General features: G+C 57.2%; 20 protein-coding genes and 1 other RNA gene. 13 read left to right on the forward strand and 8 right to left on the reverse strand.

The window, feature by feature from the left end; genetic code table 11:
- The first annotated feature begins 36 nt into the window (after positions 1-36).
- From GRI35_RS12130 to rsmA, 3 genes are read left to right on the forward strand one after another with little or no spacing between them, the layout of a single operon-like run.
- Positions 37-1,389 (forward strand): peptidylprolyl isomerase, encoded by a 1,353-nt coding sequence (locus tag GRI35_RS12130; protein WP_290258220.1) that lies wholly within the window; start codon positions 37-39, stop codon positions 1,387-1,389.
- Positions 1,386-2,390 (forward strand): 4-hydroxythreonine-4-phosphate dehydrogenase PdxA, encoded by a 1,005-nt coding sequence (gene pdxA / locus GRI35_RS12135; RefSeq protein ID WP_160614399.1) that lies wholly within the window; start codon positions 1,386-1,388, stop codon positions 2,388-2,390. Before GRI35_RS12130 ends, pdxA begins: the two co-directional genes overlap by 4 nt.
- On the forward strand, positions 2,383-3,204 hold the full coding sequence (rsmA, locus tag GRI35_RS12140) for a 16S rRNA (adenine(1518)-N(6)/adenine(1519)-N(6))-dimethyltransferase RsmA (RefSeq protein WP_160614400.1): 822 nt from the start codon (positions 2,383-2,385) through the stop codon (positions 3,202-3,204). The genes pdxA and rsmA overlap by 8 nt, the downstream gene beginning before the upstream one ends.
- A gap of 8 nt (positions 3,205-3,212) precedes the next feature.
- Here the strand turns inward: rsmA and GRI35_RS12145 are convergent, their stop codons facing one another.
- Together GRI35_RS12145 and GRI35_RS12150 are read right to left on the reverse strand one after the other, a co-directional pair.
- On the reverse strand, positions 3,213-3,983 hold the full coding sequence (locus tag GRI35_RS12145; RefSeq protein ID WP_235900212.1) for a DUF2189 domain-containing protein: 771 nt from the start codon (positions 3,981-3,983) through the stop codon (positions 3,213-3,215).
- 82 nt (positions 3,984-4,065) lie between these two features.
- The gene (locus tag GRI35_RS12150) at positions 4,066-6,165 is read right to left on the reverse strand and encodes a malate synthase G (protein WP_160614401.1); all 2,100 of its coding nucleotides are present in this window, start codon (positions 6,163-6,165) and stop codon (positions 4,066-4,068) included.
- Between the two features lie 265 nt (positions 6,166-6,430).
- On the opposite strand from GRI35_RS12150, the gene GRI35_RS12155 reads away from it, so the two are divergent.
- The 4 genes from GRI35_RS12155 to GRI35_RS12170 all read left to right on the forward strand — a co-directional run bounded on the left by GRI35_RS12155 (position 6,431) and on the right by GRI35_RS12170 (position 10,419).
- A complete protein-coding gene (locus tag GRI35_RS12155) occupies positions 6,431-7,642 on the forward strand; it encodes a hydrolase (RefSeq protein ID WP_160614902.1) in 1,212 nt (403 codons plus the stop codon).
- Positions 7,639-8,655 carry an arginine N-succinyltransferase gene (locus GRI35_RS12160; RefSeq protein WP_160614402.1) on the forward strand — a complete coding sequence of 339 codons (1,017 nt, stop codon included), beginning with the start codon at positions 7,639-7,641 and terminating at the stop codon, positions 8,653-8,655. The genes GRI35_RS12155 and GRI35_RS12160 overlap by 4 nt, the downstream gene beginning before the upstream one ends.
- A 106-nt stretch (positions 8,656-8,761) precedes the next feature.
- Entirely contained in the window at positions 8,762-10,027 is a 1,266-nt protein-coding gene (locus GRI35_RS12165) for an N-succinylarginine dihydrolase (RefSeq protein WP_160614403.1), read from the forward strand.
- Positions 10,028-10,161: 134 nt separating this feature from the next.
- On the forward strand, positions 10,162-10,419 hold the full coding sequence (locus GRI35_RS12170; protein ID WP_160614404.1) for a hypothetical protein: 258 nt from the start codon (positions 10,162-10,164) through the stop codon (positions 10,417-10,419).
- Positions 10,420-10,586: 167 nt separating this feature from the next.
- Here GRI35_RS12170 and ssrA read toward each other — a convergent pair.
- From ssrA to mscL (GRI35_RS12185), 3 genes are all read right to left on the reverse strand, one after another.
- Positions 10,587-10,928: a transfer-messenger RNA gene (gene ssrA / locus GRI35_RS12175) on the reverse strand.
- Positions 10,929-11,040: 112 nt separating this feature from the next.
- Positions 11,041-11,469: a large conductance mechanosensitive channel protein MscL gene (mscL, locus tag GRI35_RS12180; protein WP_160614405.1), complete on the reverse strand. Its 429-nt coding sequence runs from the start codon at positions 11,467-11,469 to the stop codon at positions 11,041-11,043.
- Positions 11,470-11,535: 66 nt separating this feature from the next.
- Entirely contained in the window at positions 11,536-12,018 is a 483-nt protein-coding gene (gene mscL / locus GRI35_RS12185) for a large conductance mechanosensitive channel protein MscL (RefSeq protein ID WP_160614406.1), read from the reverse strand.
- A 135-nt stretch (positions 12,019-12,153) separates the two neighbouring features.
- Here mscL (GRI35_RS12185) and GRI35_RS12190 point away from each other — a divergent pair, with 135 nt between their 5' ends.
- Genes GRI35_RS12190 through GRI35_RS12215 form a run of 6 tightly spaced genes read left to right on the forward strand, consistent with a single transcriptional unit; the run spans position 12,154 to position 16,209 of the window.
- Positions 12,154-12,765, forward strand: a complete 612-nt coding sequence (locus GRI35_RS12190; protein ID WP_160614407.1) for a LemA family protein — start codon at positions 12,154-12,156, stop codon at positions 12,763-12,765.
- A 20-nt stretch (positions 12,766-12,785) separates the two neighbouring features.
- Positions 12,786-13,328, forward strand: a complete 543-nt coding sequence (locus GRI35_RS12195) for a TPM domain-containing protein (RefSeq protein WP_290258213.1) — start codon at positions 12,786-12,788, stop codon at positions 13,326-13,328.
- A 31-nt stretch (positions 13,329-13,359) separates the two neighbouring features.
- Entirely contained in the window at positions 13,360-14,172 is an 813-nt protein-coding gene (locus GRI35_RS12200) for a TPM domain-containing protein (RefSeq protein WP_160614904.1), read from the forward strand.
- Between the two features lie 9 nt (positions 14,173-14,181).
- Positions 14,182-14,865 (forward strand): TPM domain-containing protein, encoded by a 684-nt coding sequence (locus GRI35_RS12205; RefSeq protein ID WP_160614408.1) that lies wholly within the window; start codon positions 14,182-14,184, stop codon positions 14,863-14,865.
- 9 nt (positions 14,866-14,874) lie between these two features.
- The gene (locus tag GRI35_RS12210) at positions 14,875-15,423 is read left to right on the forward strand and encodes an NUDIX hydrolase (protein ID WP_160614409.1); all 549 of its coding nucleotides are present in this window, start codon (positions 14,875-14,877) and stop codon (positions 15,421-15,423) included.
- A 3-nt stretch (positions 15,424-15,426) separates the two neighbouring features.
- Entirely contained in the window at positions 15,427-16,209 is a 783-nt protein-coding gene (locus tag GRI35_RS12215) for an SDR family oxidoreductase (protein ID WP_160614410.1), read from the forward strand.
- Between the two features lie 110 nt (positions 16,210-16,319).
- Here the strand turns inward: GRI35_RS12215 and GRI35_RS12220 are convergent, their stop codons facing one another.
- Genes GRI35_RS12220 through GRI35_RS13745 form a run of 3 tightly spaced genes read right to left on the reverse strand, consistent with a single transcriptional unit; the run spans position 16,320 to position 16,836 of the window.
- Entirely contained in the window at positions 16,320-16,547 is a 228-nt protein-coding gene (locus tag GRI35_RS12220) for a PspC domain-containing protein (RefSeq protein WP_160614411.1), read from the reverse strand.
- Positions 16,544-16,675, reverse strand: a complete 132-nt coding sequence (locus GRI35_RS13950; RefSeq protein ID WP_268894026.1) for a hypothetical protein — start codon at positions 16,673-16,675, stop codon at positions 16,544-16,546. The genes GRI35_RS12220 and GRI35_RS13950 overlap by 4 nt, the downstream gene beginning before the upstream one ends.
- 38 nt (positions 16,676-16,713) lie before the next feature.
- Positions 16,714-16,836: a recombination protein F gene (locus GRI35_RS13745; RefSeq protein WP_235900213.1), complete on the reverse strand. Its 123-nt coding sequence runs from the start codon at positions 16,834-16,836 to the stop codon at positions 16,714-16,716.
- Between the last annotated feature and the right edge of the window lie 141 nt (positions 16,837-16,977).

The raw sequence follows: 16,977 nt of genomic DNA on the forward strand, positions 1-16,977 counted from the left end.
AGGCGCAAATAACCGCGCCGTAAACGGATTATACATGTGATTTATAAGAATTTTCCCAAAGTTTTTGGCGCAGTAGCGACAGCCGCGATGGCAATCAGCCCGATTGCTCTTCAAGCGCAAACGGCTGCAGATGCAGGCGCCGGATTGACCGGGGGCATCAGCATTCCGGACAACATCTCAATTCTTCAGCAGAATGATCCGAACAACCGTTCGGCGTCGGCTGTGGTAAACGGTTCGATCATTACCGGAACCGATCTGGACCACCGTGTTGCACTGCTTGTAGCAGCTTCCCAGGGCGAATTACCACCCGAAGAGCTGAAGCGTGTGCGGATGCAGGTTTTCCGCAATCTGATTGATGAAACGCTGCAAATCCAGGAAGCAACCGCTCAGGAAGTTCCGGTGACCGACGCGGAAGTAAACCAGCGCTATGCTCAGGTCGCGGCACAGAATTTCGGCACAGACCCCGGCAAAATGGACACCTATCTGCTGGGTATCGGGTCTTCACCCGCTTCGCTCAAACGCCAGATACGCGGCGAAATTGCCTGGAACAACGTGATCCGCCGTAATGTCGCGCCATTCGTCAATATTTCCGAGGAAGAAGTGCGCGAGGAACTGGCTCGGCGGGAGGCTGAAAAAGGCACTGAAGAATACCGCATTGGCGAAATCTATCTCAGTGCGACCCCGGAAACGCAGCAGGCAGCTTTGCAGAATGCCCAGCAGATTGTGCAGCAGCTTGAGCAAGGTGGCAGCTTCGTCGCCTATGCACGGCAATTCTCCGAATCGTCCAGCGCTGCACGCGGCGGTGATCTCGGCTTTGTACGCCTCAATACCCTACCAGCAGCGATGGCCGAAGCAGCACGTCAGATGCAGCCTGGCCAGCTGGTTGGTCCATTCGAAATTCCTGGCGGTTTGATGATCATGCTTTTGATTGACAAGCGTCAGATCGGGATGGCTGATCCGCGCGATGCAATGCTCAATTTGAAGCAAATATCTATTGGTTTTCCAGCGGACGTTGATCAGGCAACTGTCGATGCACGCGTAGCGACTTTTACCAACACACTCCAATCAATGCGCGGTTGCGGCGACGCAGAAGCAGTTGCAGCAACCATTGACGCAGAGGTCGTCGCAAGCGACATTCGCGCGCGGGCGCTGCCTGAGCAGATGCAGGGTGCATTGCTCAGTATGCAAATCGGTCAGATAACGGCCCCATTTGGTTCTGCGCAGGATGGTGTGCGTGTACTGATGCTCTGTGGCCGCGATGACCCCGAGCAAGTCAGCGGAGCTGACTTCGAAACGGTCATGCGCGAGAAAGAAGAAGAGCGAATTGAAAAGCGCGCGCAGCGTTACCTGCGCGATCTGCGCAACGATGCCTATATTGAGTACAATTGAGCGCTAACCCGCTCCCGCTGGCCGTCTCGCTGGGCGATCCTGCGGGTATCGGGCCGGAGCTTATTGCCCGCATCTGGCAAGACAGGCGCGATTTACTCGAGCACCAAACGCCGTTCTTCGTGGTCGGCGGAGCTTCGGTGCTCGACGAAATTCTCGGGACACAGGCGACAGCGATCATTGGCGATCCAGCAGAAGCAACGGCGGTGTTCGGCGATCATTTGCCGGTTCTAAGCGAAGAGACATCCGACTACCGCCCGGGGCAGCCTGACGATGAGGGTGCAGCGCTGGCCCTCCATTCGCTGGCAGACGCAACGCGTCACGCGCTGCTCGGCACAGCATCGGCAGTCGTTACGGCGCCTGTGGCCAAAGCACAGCTCGCCAGAGTGGGTTTCGAATATCCCGGGCAGACAGAATTTCTCGCCGACGTATGCGGCCTGAATGCCGATGACGCAGTCATGATGCTTGCCGGCCCGAGCCTGAGAGCGGTTCCCTTGACCGTTCATGTAGCATTGGCGGATGTGGCTGCCTTGCTCACAACCGAACTGATCCAGCATAAGGCGCGTATCACCGCCGCCGCATTGCGCCGCGACTTCGGAATCGCGAACCCGCGCATAGCGATTACCGGCCTCAATCCGCATGCCAGTGAGGACGGGAAATTCGGCAGTGAAGAGCGCGAGATTATTGCACCAGCGATTGAGGCGCTGCGCGACGAAGGGCTGGATGTAACCGGTCCGCACCCTGCCGATGCTGTGTTCTCGCCGCGCGCCCGAGAGGGCTATGATGCTGCCCTGTGCATGTATCATGATCAGGCGCTCATTCCTGTCAAAGCGCTGGATTTCGATCAAGGCGTCAATGTCACGCTGGGTTTGCCGATCATCCGCACCTCACCCGATCATGGAACCGCGTTCGATATCGCCGGTAAAGATATTGCCGATCCCGGCGCAATGATCGCAGCGATCAAAATGGCAAGCGAATGTGCTGCTCGCCGTGCTGATGCCTGACCTTCCCCCCTTACGCGAAGTGATCGCACGCCACGGCCTCAGCGCGTCCAAAGCGCTTGGTCAGAACTTTCTGTTTGACGAGCAATTGCTCGGCCGGATCGCTGCCATTCCTGGCGATCTCGATGGCCAGGCAGTGCTCGAGATCGGCCCAGGCCCCGGAGGCCTGACCCGCGCATTATTGAGAGCCGGAGCACGCGTCACGGCAATCGAGATGGACGAGCGCTGTCTGCCCGCGCTTGCGGAACTAGGGGAAGCGTTCCCCGGTCAACTCACCGTGATACGTGGCGATGCGATGAAGCTCGATCATGCTGAGTTGATGGACGAGCCTTTCCACGTCGTTGCAAACCTGCCCTACAATGTCGGCACCGCCCTGTTTGTGAACTGGCTGAGCGGTGAGAACTGGCCGCCGCAATGGCACTCGCTCACGCTCATGTTCCAGCAGGAAGTTGCTAAGCGTATAGTCGCACAGCCGGGCGGCGGTGCTTTCGGGCGCCTCGCAGTCCTCGCCCAATGGCGCAGCACTGCCAAGCTGGCAATGAAAGTCCACCGCAGCGCTTTCACCCCGCCTCCAAAAGTGATGAGCGCGATTGTGCATGTCGAGCCGGGCGATATGCCAAAAGGCGTTTCAGCAAAAGTTGTGGAGCAAGTTACAGGAGCAGCCTTTGGCCAACGCCGTAAGATGCTCCGCCAGAGTTTGAAAGGCGTACCGGGCGCATTGGATGCGTTGGCAAAGCTCGCAATCGACGAAAAGCGCCGGGCAGAAACGCTGAGCGTTGGTGAATTCGTTTCAATCGCTCGCGAACTATCCGGCTGAGCCGTAGTTCACGGCATATGGACGGCGCGGCGATAGAGATGCCATGTTGCATGGCCAAGCACCGGAAGCGCAATGAACAGCCCTATCAATGCGGGCAGCATGGCGATCACCAACACAATCACTACCAATGCGCCCCATACAAGCATCACGAACAGGTTCGATCTGACCATGCTGATGCTCGCGATAATCGCAGTGATGCAGTCCACGTCGCGGTCAATCAGCATGGGCAGGCTGACGACGGTGACGGAAAACAATCCCCACGCCAAAAGGCCGCCCGTGACCCCGCCCATGCCAAGCATGGCCAACCCGGCGGGACTCAGCAATGTGGTAACAATATCGGCACCCATTCCGGCATTGGGTAGGAATATCAACGAGATCGCATGGGCGATGATGACCCAGAAACTAAATGCGACGAACACCAGGCCGCCCATCAGAATGATCTGTTCATCGCCGCGGCCATTGAGTGCGCCAAGAATGGGTTTCCATTCCATCGGGAGGTGCCTCTCGCGGCGGCGGCTCACTTCGTACAAACCGACGGCAATGAACGGCGCGACGATCGGAAATCCGGCAATAATCGGGATCAGCCAGGCTACTTCGCCCAAGCTGTTCACGCCGAAATAGAGCCCTAGCCCGACGCCAACATAAATCGCCGCAAAAAACAGTCCGAAAACCGGATGCTCGCGAAAATCGGCCCAACCGGCGGCGAGCGCATCGCCGAGATCTTTTAGTCTCAGATCATCCGCCACGACCGGCTTCGCCATTTGAGTTTGTACCATCATATCCAGCCACCTCTCCTTGCTCGATATGCTTTGGATTGTGCGCTATTCGACGAAAACGTTCAAGTCGGCCGCGCGCGGCTGCTCACCCAGCCTTCTTCACCAATCGCCATTGGTGCAGCAGAGGCTCGGTATACCCGCTGGGTTGCGACGCCCCTTCGAACACCAGATCGCAAGCGGCCTTAAAGGCAACCCCGTCCCAATTGTCCGTCATCGGTTCATATGTCGGGTCGCTAGCATTCTGCGCATCGACTTTCACCGCCATGCGCTTCAGGCTGTCCATCACCTGATCCTGCGTACACACGCCATGGAGCAGCCAATTGGCCATATGCTGCGATGAGATGCGCAGTGTCGCGCGGTCTTCCATCAAGCCGACATCGTTGATGTCGGGCACTTTGGAGCAGCCGACACCCGCGTCGATCCAGCGGACGACATAGCCGAGCAAGCCCTGCGCATTGTTATCGAGTTCCTCGCGTATCTCATCTTCGGACCAATTCACGCCATCGGAGAGTGGAATCGAAAGTAGCAGCTCAAGGCCCGGCACATCACCAAGGCTCTTCTGAACCTCGAACACATCCTTGTGGTGGTAATGCAGCGCGTGGAGCGTCGCAGCGGTCGGCGACGGAACCCAAGCGGTGTTGGCACCCGCGTCCAGATGCCCGATCTTCTCGCGCATCATCTGGGCCATCAGATCGGGCGCGGCCCACATGCCTTTGCCGATCTGGGCCTTGCCGGAAAGGCCGTGCTTCAGACCTATCCCGACGTTGCGCGCCTCATAAGCCTTGAGCCAATCGCTGTTCTTCATCGCGCCTTTGCGGACCATCGGGCCAGCTTGCATCGACGTGTGAATTTCATCGCCAGTCCGGTCGAGGAAGCCAGTGTTGATAAATACGATCCGGTCCTTCACCGCATGGATGCACGCGCCAAGGTTGGCGCTGGTCCGGCGTTCCTCATCCATTACGCCGACCTTGATCGTATGGCGTTTCAGGCCGAGCAAATCCTCGACGGCATTGAACAGATTATTGGTGAAGGCGCATTCTTCCGGCCCATGCATTTTAGGCTTCACGATATAGATGCTGGCGTGTTTGGAGTTGCCGTATTTGGCTTTCCCCTCGACATCGAATGTGCTTATCGCGCTGGTAAATACCGCGTCCATAATGCCTTCGGGGATTTCACTGCCATCAGGCAGAATGATCGCAGGATTGGTCATTAAATGCCCGACATTGCGGACAAACATCAGGCTGCGGCCCGGTAGGCTATGCGCGCTTCCATCCGGCGCGGTGTAGTCTTTGTTTCCGGCCAGCTTACGCGTCAGTGTTTTACCGCCTTTCTGAAAACTTTCCTCCAGATCACCACGGATCACGCCAAGCCAGTTGGTGTAGGCAAGCAGCTTATCCTCGGCATCCACCGCCGCAACAGAGTCCTCACAATCGGCAATCGTAGTGAGCGCGCTTTCGAGAATAATGTCCGAGATACCAGCTTTGTCTGTCGACCCGATCGGGCTCTGGCGATTAAATTGAACTTCGATATGTAAGCCGTTGTTCTTGAACAACAGCCCCTTCTCGGTCTCGCCAACATACTGATTCTCGTCGATCAGCTTCCCGTCTTTCTCGTCCGCGAGATCAGCCCAGCTTTGATCGACCAGTGGCAAGGCCTCATCCAGAAATTTGCGGCCCGCCGCAATCACCGCAGCGCCGCGTACGGGACAATATCCGGCTTGCTCCGCTCTAGGCGCATCCTCCAGCGCATCGGTTCCGTAAAATCCGTCATACAGACTGCCCCAGCGCGCATTGGCGGCGTTCAGCAGGAACCGCGCATTGAGGATCGGTACCACCAATTGCGGCCCGGCCATTGTCGCGATCTCAGGATCGACATTCTGCGTGCCGATGGTGAAGTCGCCCGGTTCGGGGACAAGGTAACCGATGCTTTCAAGAAAGCCATGATACTCAGCGTGATTAAAATGCTGGCCACGCCGCTGGCGGTGCCATGAGTCGATCTCTTTCTGAAGCAACTCGCGTTTGGCCAGCAATTGGCGGTTGCGCGGTACGAAAGTCGCGAGGAGATCGGCGAAGCCGTTCCAGAACGCTTCCCCATCGCGGCCAAGCGGGGTCAGGACTTCGGTCTCAAGAAAGGTAGCCAGCTTGCGGTCGATGGTCAGTCCGGCACGGATCGCGGTGTCGCTCATATTTCCTCACAGATGTGCGCGCACAGCATTGGGCCGCGCGCATAGTTCAATCAAATTGGTCTGGGGAGGACGAGCGCGATATGGCGGGTTGGGTTGGGAATTGCAACACTCCAAGTCGTCATCCCCGCAAAAGCGGGGATCCAGACTGGAACAGTGTTCGACTTGGCTGTGGGTTCCCGCTTTCGCGGGAATGACGAAGAAAGATAACGAAGTCAGAATAGCTTGGGGTTGGAAGCCGCTTCGCGCCAAGCTAGAGCGGTTTCAGATGAAACAGCTTGATGCCCAATCCGAAGCGCTTATCGCCCCCATCGATCAGGACGCAATGCTCGCCGATGCACGGGCGTGGAGCGCGATCAACACCGGCACCGCGAACCTTGACGGCTTGGCCAAAATGGCTGGAAAGCTGGCTGATGCCTTCAGCGCGCTGCCGGGCGAAGTCGAACTGGTCGATCCCGCGCCAGTATCCGCCATCGCCGCTGACGGGACCGAGTTCGAAAAACCACACGGTCAGCATATGATCGCGCGGATCCGGCCCGATGCGGAGCGCCGTCTGCTGTTTACCGGCCATATGGATACCGTCTTCCCCAAGGATCACAGCTTTCAGAATCAGACATGGCTCGACGATGACACGCTGAACGGCCCCGGCCTCGCAGATATGAAAGGCGGGATTGCGGTATTCCTCCACGCGCTCAAAACGTTCGAGCAGAGCGACGCGGCTGAGAAAATCGGCTATGATATACTAATCAATTCGGACGAGGAAACCGGTTCGCTGGCCTCCGCCCCGCTGATCGAACAAATGGCGCAGGGCAAATATGCGGCGCTCACATACGAACCCTCCGCCCTGCCCGATGGCACGCTGGCCCATGCGCGCGGCGGCAGCGGCAATTACTCGCTGTCCATCACTGGAAAATCCGCCCATGCGGGCCGCAATCCGCAAGACGGACGCAATGCGATTGTCGCAGCTGCAGCGATCGTTCTGGGTTTGAAAGAATTGCAGACCGGCGAATGCCCGATCAACCCTGCCAAGATCGAAGGCGGCGCGGCCAATAATGTGGTACCCGATCACGCGGTGCTGCGCTTCAATATCCGGCCCAAGAGCCCGGATGCGGCGGCGGCCTTTGAAGCAGCGCTCGCAACGTTGATCGGTGACACCCAACAAGCACATGAAGTCAGCATCCACCAACATGGCGGCATTTCGCGCCCACCAAAGCCGGTTGACCGCAAGGCGCAGCGCCTGTTCGACCTAGTCCGGACATGCGGTGCTTCGCTCGGTCAAACCATCAATTGGCAATCGACCGGCGGGGTCTGTGACGGCAACAATATCGCCGATTGCGGCGTTCCCGTGGTCGATACGATGGGCGTTCGCGGCGGTGCTATTCACTCGCCCGATGAATTTATGTTCGTTTCCTCTTTGCGCGAACGTGCGGCCCTGTCCGCGCTCGTGATCCACCGTCTTGCTTCGGGAGAAGAGCTTTGAGTTTCCGCCTGCGCGCCGCGCATTCTGACGACCTCGAACCCCTATATGAAATGGCCAAGCTGACCGGCGGCGGATTTACCAATCTGCCCCCTGATCGCGATGCATTAGGCAAAAAATTGCAGCGCGCCGCCGATGCCTTTGGCCGCGATGATGACACGCTTGGCGATGACCAGTTCGTTCTCGTACTGGAGAATGCGGAGACCGGCGATGTGCGCGGCACGTGCCAGCTGTTCACGCAGGTGGGGCAGCAATGGCCGTTCTATTCCTACCGGCTCAACACGCTGACCCAATATTCGAAAGAGCTGGACCGGACAGTGCGCGCTGAAATGCTCAGCCTTGTCACCGATCTTGAAGGGGCGAGCGAAGTGGGAGGGCTGTTTTTGCACCCCAATGAACGTGCCGGAGGGCTCGGTCTGCTGCTTGCGCGCAGCCGATACCTGTTTATCGCCATGCACCGCGCGCGTTTTGCCGAGAAAATATTGGCCGAACTGCGCGGTATAATCGATGATCGCGGCGGATCGCCTTTCTGGGACAATGTCGCCGGGCGTTTCTTCGGAATGAGCTTTCAGGATGCCGATTATTTCAATTCGATCAACGGCAACCAATTTATCGCCGATCTGATGCCCAAACATCCGATCTATGTCGAAATGCTGTCCGACGAAGCCCGCAAAGTCATTGGCATGCCGCACCCGACAGGACGCGCGGCCATGCGGATGCTGGAAAATGAAGGCTTCGCCGCAGAGGGATATGTCGATATCTTCGATGGCGGCCCGACGATGACTGCACGCACAGATAACGTTAATAGCATTGCTGGATCGGTGAAGGCGGAAGTGTCAGCAACCGATCTCGAGGATGGCGAGAAGGCTCTTGTCGCGACCGGCAATCTGACGACATTCCGCTCAACCTATGGACTGCGCAAATTGGGCGATGATAGCGCCATCGCTATTGATGCGGCCTGCGCTAAAACGCTTGGCGTTAAGGCCGGAGATACAGTTTGGAGCGTCGCGAAATAGCTCTTATTCCGTCATCGCGAGGAGCGCAGCGACGCGGCGATCCATGGCCCGCCCGCTTGCCGATCAGTTAAACCATGGATTGCCGCGCGACCTCCGGTCGCTCGCAATGACGAGAAAAGGACTGAACTTGATTCAAGAAATCAATTTTGATGGCCTGGTCGGTCCATCGCACAATTATGCCGGGCTGAGCCTTGGCAATCTCGCCGCTACGAAAAGCGCGGGTAGCACATCCTATCCGCGCGCCGCTGCATTGCAGGGCTTGGAAAAGATGCAGGCCAACCGGGCCTTGGGTCTGGCTCAAGGCTTTTTGCTCCCGCTGCCCCGCCCAAACGGTGCATTTCTTTCGGCCATAGGAGCAGATGAAACCACTGATCGCGCGCTGATCGCCGCTGCATGGTCGGCCAGTTCGATGTGGACGGCGAATGCCGCGACTGTCAGCCCCGCTGCCGATACCGCAGATGGCAAATGCCATCTCACACCAGCCAACCTTGTGACGATGCCGCACCGCGGGCAGGAATGGCAGGATACCGCTGCGCAACTCAAAATTGCGTTCAGCAATGCCGATCATTTCGCGCATCATGACGCCATTCCCGCCACCTTTGGCGACGAAGGTGCGGCCAATCATATGCGTTTTTGTACGGGTCATGGCGCACCGGGGGTTGAGGCGTTTGTTTACGGCAAAACCGGCGGCAAATTCCCCGCTCGCCAGCACGAGCAAGCAAGCCGCGCCGTTGCGCGCCTCCATGGGCTGAACGAAGACCGTGCCGTCTTCATCGAACAGAACCCCGAAGCCATTGCAGCGGGCGCGTTCCATAATGATGTGGTCGCCGTCGCCAATGAGCGGGTGTTATTCACGCACAGCGAAGCCTTCGCCGACCAGCAAGGCGCCTATGACGCGATCCGGGCGAAATTCCCCGAATTGGAAGTGGTCGAAGTATCCGCCGAAGCGGTCAGCCTTGCGGAAGCGATCAAAACCTATCTGTTTAACTCGCAGCTGCTTACTCTGCCCGATGGCGGGATGGAGCTGATTTCTCCCCTCGAAGCCAAAACCGATGCGGTTCAGCGCTGGGCCGAGGACGCCATCGGCGGCAACCAGCCGATCCGCGCAATCCGCTTTGTCGATGTGCGGCAAAGCATGGCCAATGGCGGCGGCCCTGCATGCCTGCGCCTGCGCGTCGTAGCCGATCCCGCAACGGTCGATCCGCGCTTCCTTCTGGACGACGCCAGGGCACAGACCATCGGCAATGTCATCAGCGAATATTGGCCCGAAACCATCGACACCGATCAGGTCGGTGATGAAGCTCTGGCAAAACGTGTCATTGCGGCACGGCATAAGCTTTTGGAAGCATTGGGACTTTCAGAACTAAGTTAACGCTCTGGACGAATTGTCGGCATTCGTTACACTTGCAACCCTGTTAACCACTGATACCCGCTCAGACCTGCCATTGGCACGGAATTTGCGACCTCAAAAGTTAACGCGGATACGATAATCGCAGGGATGAGCGCATGTTGAAGAAAATAGGCAGACTGTTTGTCATCAAGACAAAGTGGGAAGCCTATATCATCATCTATGCGCTGGCATTGGGCTGCACCGCACGCGGGGCGCAATACATCACCGACTATCCCGGACGGTTCGGACAGCTGATGTTTTTGGCGACGACGGGTGCGGTGTTCCTCGCAGGCGCGAAGATATTCGACGCGCTGGCGTATGAGCGGGAAGCGCGTGAGGCCCGCGAGGCGGGCTCGGCCAAGCCTGAAAACTAAACATACAGCGAAGGCTGGGATGACAATCAAATGAAGATGGGGGCTTCTATTGCCAGCAACCCTGCGTTCTCGTTGTACGGGAGTTGAACGCGGCGCGCTTCGACAGCTTGGTTCTCTCAAGAGGGGAATGAGGGAGGTTCTGTTGCTAGGCCCTCCCCCGGGCCCCCGGAATCCGCTTCTGTTGCCCGGTGGGTCCAACCGCGCTTTAGCTTTGTAAGATCAGGCCGTTAGGCCGTCAGATTACGCTGCGAGAGCGAGTGCTTCGTTATCGTTTGCACTTATAAAAATGAGCCTTTTACGGGGTTTCTCAACCCGGGCAAAAACAATGCTTTTCAACACACGTCGATCCTAGTTCGGCCCCATCAGGAACCCCGCAGAACGGGGATTTTGGTGGAGCCGCCGGGTACTGCCCCCGGGTCCGTTGTATCTATTGCACATCGCAATTTATCGCCATATCTGGCCGAAACCAGCACACCCTATATAGCGCGCATTGCGTGAATATAAAGTGACTAACGCAATGTCCGTCATTGCGAGCGCAGCGAAGCAATCCAGAGCACCAAAGCGCATATCTGGATTGCAGCGTCACTACGCTGCTCGCAATGACAAGAATTTTGGGGCGTCCTACTTCTTCAGAGAATCCCGAATCTCGGTAAGCAGTTCGATCTCGGTCGGACCCGCAGGTGCTTCTTCCTCGGCGGGCTTTTCAAATTTCGCTTTCGCTTTGTTCGCGTAACGAACCAGCAGGAAGATGATGAAGGCCAAGATCACGAAGTTGATGATCGAGGTCACGAATGCGCCCCATGCGAGGACATTGGCACCCGCTTCGCGCGCTGCTTCCAAGCTCATGCCTTCAGTGACCAGCTCTGCGCCGCTGAGCACAGTGTACTTGCTGCTGAAATCGACATCGCCGAAGATCATCCCGACAATCGGCATAATCACGTCAGCGGTCATAGAGGATACGATAACGGCGAAAGCACCGGCAATGATAACCGCGACGGCCAGTTCCATCACGTTGCCTTTGGCAATGAAGTCCTTGAATTCTGCGAGCATGGATTTTTCCCTTATTGTCAGTCCCACAGGCCCTTTGCCAGCATCCGGTTGCGGTGCCAAGCGCGGCTATTTCGCCTGCGCCTCTCGCAAACCGCGCAGTTCAAGGCGGATATCGCGCAGCACATCCAATTGCGGGTCGGTCGGCACCTTGTCGCTGTCGGAACTGTTTTCCATCGCCTTTTTGTCCTCTTCAATCGCATCGAGCACTTTGTTTACGCCCTTGATCAGCAAAAACAGCGCGAAGGCCAGGATCAGGAAGTTGACGATTTGCGTCAGCAAATCGCCATATCCGATCATGGCCACACCTGCTTGCTTCAACTCAGCGTAATTCGTTGTCGATCCCGCATACCCTTCAGGAATGCTGCCCAGCCGGATAAACCAGTTGGTAAAATCGACCGCACCGAACAGCCATCCGATAAACGGCATCAACACGCTTTCGGTGAGAGCCGTAGTGATTTTGCCGAAGGCCGCGCCGATCACAACACCCACTGCCAATTGCAGCACGTTCCCACGCGAAATAAACTTTTTGAACTCGTCGAATACCGTCATGCAGCCGCTCCCTGTTTCGTGAAATTGCAACGGGGTAATACCAAAGGCGTTCCTTGAAAGTCATCGTCGGTGTGCTATCTAAATAAAACAGACAGTGCGCGATCAATCCGCGCGCACAATGCGGAGACTACAACCATGAATTTACGCAATTTCGGTCGTTTCACTATTGCAGCGCTTGCTTCATTGACGCTCGCCGCATGCGGTATCAATTCCGTGCCAGCGGCTGAAGAAACCGCGAAAGCCAAATGGGCCGATGTCGAGGCCGCATTTCAGGCCCGCGCCAATCTGCTCAGCAATCTTGGCGAAATCGCGACCAGCGCGTCGGATCGTGAAGGCGGCATTTTGACCGATGTGATCGAAGCGCGGGCAAAGGCCACCAGTGTGCAAATTTCGGCGGATGATCTGAACGATCCTGCGAAAATGGAGGCTTTCCAATCTGCACAAAACAGTCTGGGCAGCGGTCTAGGCCGGCTGCTGGTCAATGTGGAGCGCTATCCCGAGCTGAAATCGAACGACAATTTCGTGATGCTGCAAGGACAGGCTGAGGGTATCGAGAACAAGATCCGCATCGCGATCAAGGATTATAACGAGGCCGTGCGCGTCTATAACACCACTATCCGCACCTTCCCCGACACAATCGGCGCGAATATCATTCACGGGGCAGAACCGATGGTGCCTTATACTGCGGTGTCCGAAGGTGCAGAAGTTGCTGAGGACTTGGATCTGGGGCGCGACAGCGGGAGCTGATCGGGCAGGGTATACTGACCGTGCGCTTTAGGTCTGCCGTTGCAGTCATTCTCGCCCCGGTATTGCTTGGCGGGTGCGACAGTTCGAATGATCTGCTGGGATTGCATCCCGAGCCTGCCAAAGAGATTGTCGCCCCGCTGAAGCTAACCGGTCGGGTCGTTGATGCGGCGAATGTTATACCGCCCGACAAAGAAGCCGAATTGGTTCAGCAACTGGAGGTTATCCAAGCTGAAACAAGGGCACAGCTTGTTGTTGTCACCATACCGACACTCGATGGGTACAGCATCGCTGATTATGGGCTTGCTCTTGGCCGTGGCTGGGGAATCGGTGACAAGGATCGCAATGATGGCGTGATATTGCTGCTTGCACCAAATGACCGGAAAACCCGCATCGAGGTTGGATATGGGCTTGAGGACATTCTGACCTTCGAGCGGTCAGGGCAAATCGTGGATGAGATGCTCGTCCATTTCAAAGACGGCGCGTATGTTCGCGGCATTGAAGTTGGCGTTGACAAGATAGGCGCAGATTTACGTATGGAAGCGGAGACAAAAATTGCGGCATAAATTGTTTGCACTGCTGGCCGTGTTTGCCGCGATGCTTGCCTTTCCCGTGGCTGCCCAGGAATTTCCCGAGCTGACCGGCCGCGTTGTCGATGCGGCTGATATCATTCCCGACGCGGAAGAGGCTGCGCTCAATGCGCGCCTTGAGGCAATCGAGACGCAGTCACAGCGGCAATTTGTGATCGCAACGATCCCGGATTTGCAAGGGTATGATGTCGCTGATTACGGGTATCAACTGGGGCGTGCGTGGGGCATTGGCGATGCCGAGCGCAATGACGGCGTGTTGCTGATTGTCGCACCGAATGACCGCAAGACCCGCATCGAAGTGGGTTATGGGCTGGAACCGATCCTGACCGACGGTCTCACAACTCTGATCGTGCAGCGGCAGATGCTGCCATTCTTTCGTGACGGCGATTATGTGGGCGGGATCAATATCGCCGCTGACACTATCATCGAGCAATTGACTCTGCCCGAGGAAGAAGCGCGCGCGATTGCAGCGCAAGCGGCTCAGCAGCCCAAGCGTAGCAGCGACGCACAGGCCAGTTTCGACATCCCCACGATGATTTTTCTAGGCGCGTTCTTCTTCTTTATCATCCTGCCCATGCTGCGCGGTGCGCGGGGCAAGAAATACCGCGGACGCCGCAATGGTACTCTGACCGGCAGCGGCGTTGGCGATATTATCCTTTGGGAAGTCGGCAGCGCGGTCCTGCGCGGTGCAGCTGGCGGTGGACGTTCCGGCGGCGGCTGGGGCGGCGGCGGTGGAGGCGGTGGAGGCGGCTTCGGCGGTGGCGGTTTCTCTGGCGGTGGCGGCAGCTTTGGAGGCGGCGGCGCCTCTGGTGGCTGGTAGGAGATAGCAATGTCCAGAAAACCCTATCTCGATGCCCAGTCCCATGCGATTGTCACCAATGCGGTTGCGGAAGCGGAGCTCACAACATCCGGCGAAATCGTAACCGTGCTGGCCGAACGGTCGGACGGCTACACCGATATCGCGCTCGTCTGGTGCAGCCTCGCGGCATTCCTGGCGCTGACGTTCTGCGTGACGTTCCCCGATTTGCTGCTCGATACCTATGCTGGCTTCCACAATGGCTGGAACACCGACTGGTCTGCGCGTGAAGTCTTTGCGATGGCCGCGGGCGCAGCGATATTCTGGTTCCTGATCCTATGGTTGATCCAGCTATCCGATACCGTCAAATTTGCGCTTATCCCAGGAAAGGTCAAGACCTTGCGGGTTCACGACCGCGCAGTGGCGCACTTCAAAGTCGGTGCCGAGCGCCGCACGCATGGTCGTACGGGCATTATGATCTACCTGTCGATGCGCGAACATCGCGCTGAAATCGTCGCGGATGAACCGATCGCCGAACTGGTCGATGCAGAAGTCTGGGGCGAGGCGATGGCCGATATGCTCGTCGAGATCAAACAAGGCAGGATCGCCGAAGGCATGGCCGCCGGGGTGCGCGATGTCGGCAAAGTTCTGTCCGAGCACTTCCCCCGCGCTGAAGATGATCAAAACGAATTGCCGGACCGGCTGATTGAAGTCTAAGCACTCTGCATGAGTGTTTCAGACCCCGACGCAAACCTGCCTGAAGAGATTGTCTGGCAGGGCAAATTCATCACTGCCAAGGTCCGCGGCCGCTGGGAATATGTTGGCCGGGCGCGCAATATCCGCGCCGCCGCTATCCTTGCCATTGCGGACGGCCATGTGCTGCTGGTCGAGCAATACCGGATCCCGCTGGGCAAGCGCAGTCTTGAAATCCCCGCCGGCCTAATCGGTGATGATGACGGCGCAGAAGGCGAAGCACCCGAAGTCGCCGCCGCGCGCGAACTGGAAGAAGAGACCGGCTATGTTGCCGAAAGCTTTGAAAATCTCGGCGAGTATTACTCCAGCCCCGGCATGGTCAGCGAGAGTTTCACGCTGCTGCGCGCGCACGGTCTGACCAAAGTCGGCGAAGGCGGCGGCACCGACAGCGAAGACATCATCGTCCACCGCGTCAAACTGACCGAGCTGAGACAATTCGTTGCGGATTGGCGCAAGGGCGGGCATGCAGTCGACGTGCGGCTCGCAATATTGCTGGCTGAGGATTTTCTGAAGGAAGACTGACCCATGGTAGACCGCGTAAAGGGCAAATTGGCATTGGTGACAGGCGCGGCGCAGGGCCTTGGCGCAGCGCATTCGCTGCTGCTCGCCAAAGAAGGCGCGCGCGTGCTGTGCACCGATATCAACAGCAACGGCGCTGCCAACACTGCGCAGATTATCAACGAGCAATTCGGCGCGGGAACAGCCTATTCGATCGAGCATGACGTGACCAACGTGTCGCACTGGAATGCTGCGGTAGAAATGGCGCGCGACAATCTGGGCGGGCTCAATGTGCTGGTGAACAATGCGGGTATTGGTGTCGCCGGAAATATCGAAGATTGCACGTTCGAAGACTGGAAACGGTGCTTCGCGGTCAATGTCGATTCAATCTTCCACGGGTGTCAGGCGGCATTACCACTGATGCGCGAACATGCACCCGGGTCGATTATCAATATCAGTTCAATCGCGGGCCTGATCGCGAGCGACACAATGCCTGCCTATAACGCCTCAAAAGCGTCGGTCTGGATGCTCAGCAAGTCTATTGCTTTGCACTGCGCGAAAAAGAATATGGGGATCCGGTGCAATTCGATCCATCCGACATTTGTCGATACCCCGATTCTGGATGGAACGGCCAAACATGCCGGAATCGAAAAAGGGCTGTTGTTGGAGAAGCTGGCGCGTCAGGTGCCGCTGAAAATGGTCGGTGAGCCGAACGATATTGCCAACGCGGTGCTCTATCTCGCCAGTGACGAGAGCCGCTTTATGACCGGGGCCGAGCTGAAACTGGATGGCGGCATTTCCGCCATGTGACGACATTGTCGTCATCCCGGTGGAGGCTGGGATCTCAGGCATCCCAGCCGGACGTTTTTTGAAATAGAACCCAGCTTTCGCTGGGATGACGGCTCCCTTTCGGGAGACCGTCAGTCTGCGATAAGGGCGATTGCTGCGTAAACGAGAAGCAGCGAGCCGAAACCGATCAATGTGCCAGCGACAAAGCCGATGCGGACCAACATTGGGTCCCAATTGAAGTAGTTTGCGATGCCAGAGCATACGCCCCACAATTTGGCATTGCGCTTGTCCAGGCTAAAGCCGTTGCTTCCGCCGCTTTGGGGCGAGCCGCCAGCAGGTTTACGTTCCAAATTGCTCATGCGATTGCTCCAGAAAAGATGACAGCTTGTTCTGCCGGGACGATTGCGTAAGCGAATACGCAGACCGACAGAGTGACGGATGATACGGCGGCGACTACGCGGCTACCGAGTTCGCTAAGATTTAACATGTGAATTCCCTCTTGTTGATGATTTGCTGTCTGCTTGGTTAAGCGATCAGGCCAGTTGGCGTTGCCGGGATAATGGCAGTAGCCATAAACAGAGCCGAGATAGCGACTGCAGTGAAGCTTGCGAAAACGCGGTTCGAAATTTGGTCAAAAGTAGTCATCATTATGTTCCCTCTAAAATTGTTCCGGAGGATCATTCCGCCGATGCCAACCACTCTGCAGAGACCGTGCCAGTTTTGAAAAACCGCAGAATACAGCCATTCTTAAGCATCTTGCCCAGTTCTTGAATATTAACACTTGCTGAA

The sequence above is a fragment of the Pontixanthobacter aestiaquae genome (assembly GCF_009827455.1).
In the GTDB taxonomy this organism is placed as follows: domain Bacteria; phylum Pseudomonadota; class Alphaproteobacteria; order Sphingomonadales; family Sphingomonadaceae; genus Pontixanthobacter; species Pontixanthobacter aestiaquae.

Bases quoted from the DNA above. Each gene is read 5' to 3' on its own strand.
- GRI35_RS13745 (WP_235900213.1), bottom strand. From the start codon at position 16,836: ATGATGACTACTTTTGACCAAATTTCGAACCGCGTTTTCGCAAGCTTC.
- GRI35_RS12155 (WP_160614902.1), top strand. From the start codon at position 6,431: ATGAAACAGCTTGATGCCCAATCCGAAGCGCTTATCGCCCCCATCGAT.
- GRI35_RS12145 (WP_235900212.1), bottom strand. From the start codon at position 3,983: ATGATGGTACAAACTCAAATGGCGAAGCCGGTCGTGGCGGATGATCTG.
- GRI35_RS13950 (WP_268894026.1), bottom strand. From the start codon at position 16,675: ATGTTAAATCTTAGCGAACTCGGTAGCCGCGTAGTCGCCGCCGTATCA.
- GRI35_RS12210 (WP_160614409.1), top strand. From the start codon at position 14,875: ATGAGTGTTTCAGACCCCGACGCAAACCTGCCTGAAGAGATTGTCTGG.
- GRI35_RS12170 (WP_160614404.1), top strand. From the start codon at position 10,162: ATGTTGAAGAAAATAGGCAGACTGTTTGTCATCAAGACAAAGTGGGAA.
- GRI35_RS12150 (WP_160614401.1), bottom strand. From the start codon at position 6,165: ATGAGCGACACCGCGATCCGTGCCGGACTGACCATCGACCGCAAGCTG.
- GRI35_RS12220 (WP_160614411.1), bottom strand. From the start codon at position 16,547: ATGAGCAATTTGGAACGTAAACCTGCTGGCGGCTCGCCCCAAAGCGGC.
- GRI35_RS12215 (WP_160614410.1), top strand. From the start codon at position 15,427: ATGGTAGACCGCGTAAAGGGCAAATTGGCATTGGTGACAGGCGCGGCG.
- GRI35_RS12200 (WP_160614904.1), top strand. From the start codon at position 13,360: ATGCTTGCCTTTCCCGTGGCTGCCCAGGAATTTCCCGAGCTGACCGGC.
- GRI35_RS12190 (WP_160614407.1), top strand. From the start codon at position 12,154: ATGAATTTACGCAATTTCGGTCGTTTCACTATTGCAGCGCTTGCTTCA.
- GRI35_RS12205 (WP_160614408.1), top strand. From the start codon at position 14,182: ATGTCCAGAAAACCCTATCTCGATGCCCAGTCCCATGCGATTGTCACC.
- mscL (WP_160614406.1), bottom strand. From the start codon at position 12,018: ATGACGGTATTCGACGAGTTCAAAAAGTTTATTTCGCGTGGGAACGTG.
- GRI35_RS12165 (WP_160614403.1), top strand. From the start codon at position 8,762: ATGACGAGAAAAGGACTGAACTTGATTCAAGAAATCAATTTTGATGGC.
- mscL (WP_160614405.1), bottom strand. From the start codon at position 11,469: ATGCTCGCAGAATTCAAGGACTTCATTGCCAAAGGCAACGTGATGGAA.
- rsmA (WP_160614400.1), top strand. From the start codon at position 2,383: ATGCCTGACCTTCCCCCCTTACGCGAAGTGATCGCACGCCACGGCCTC.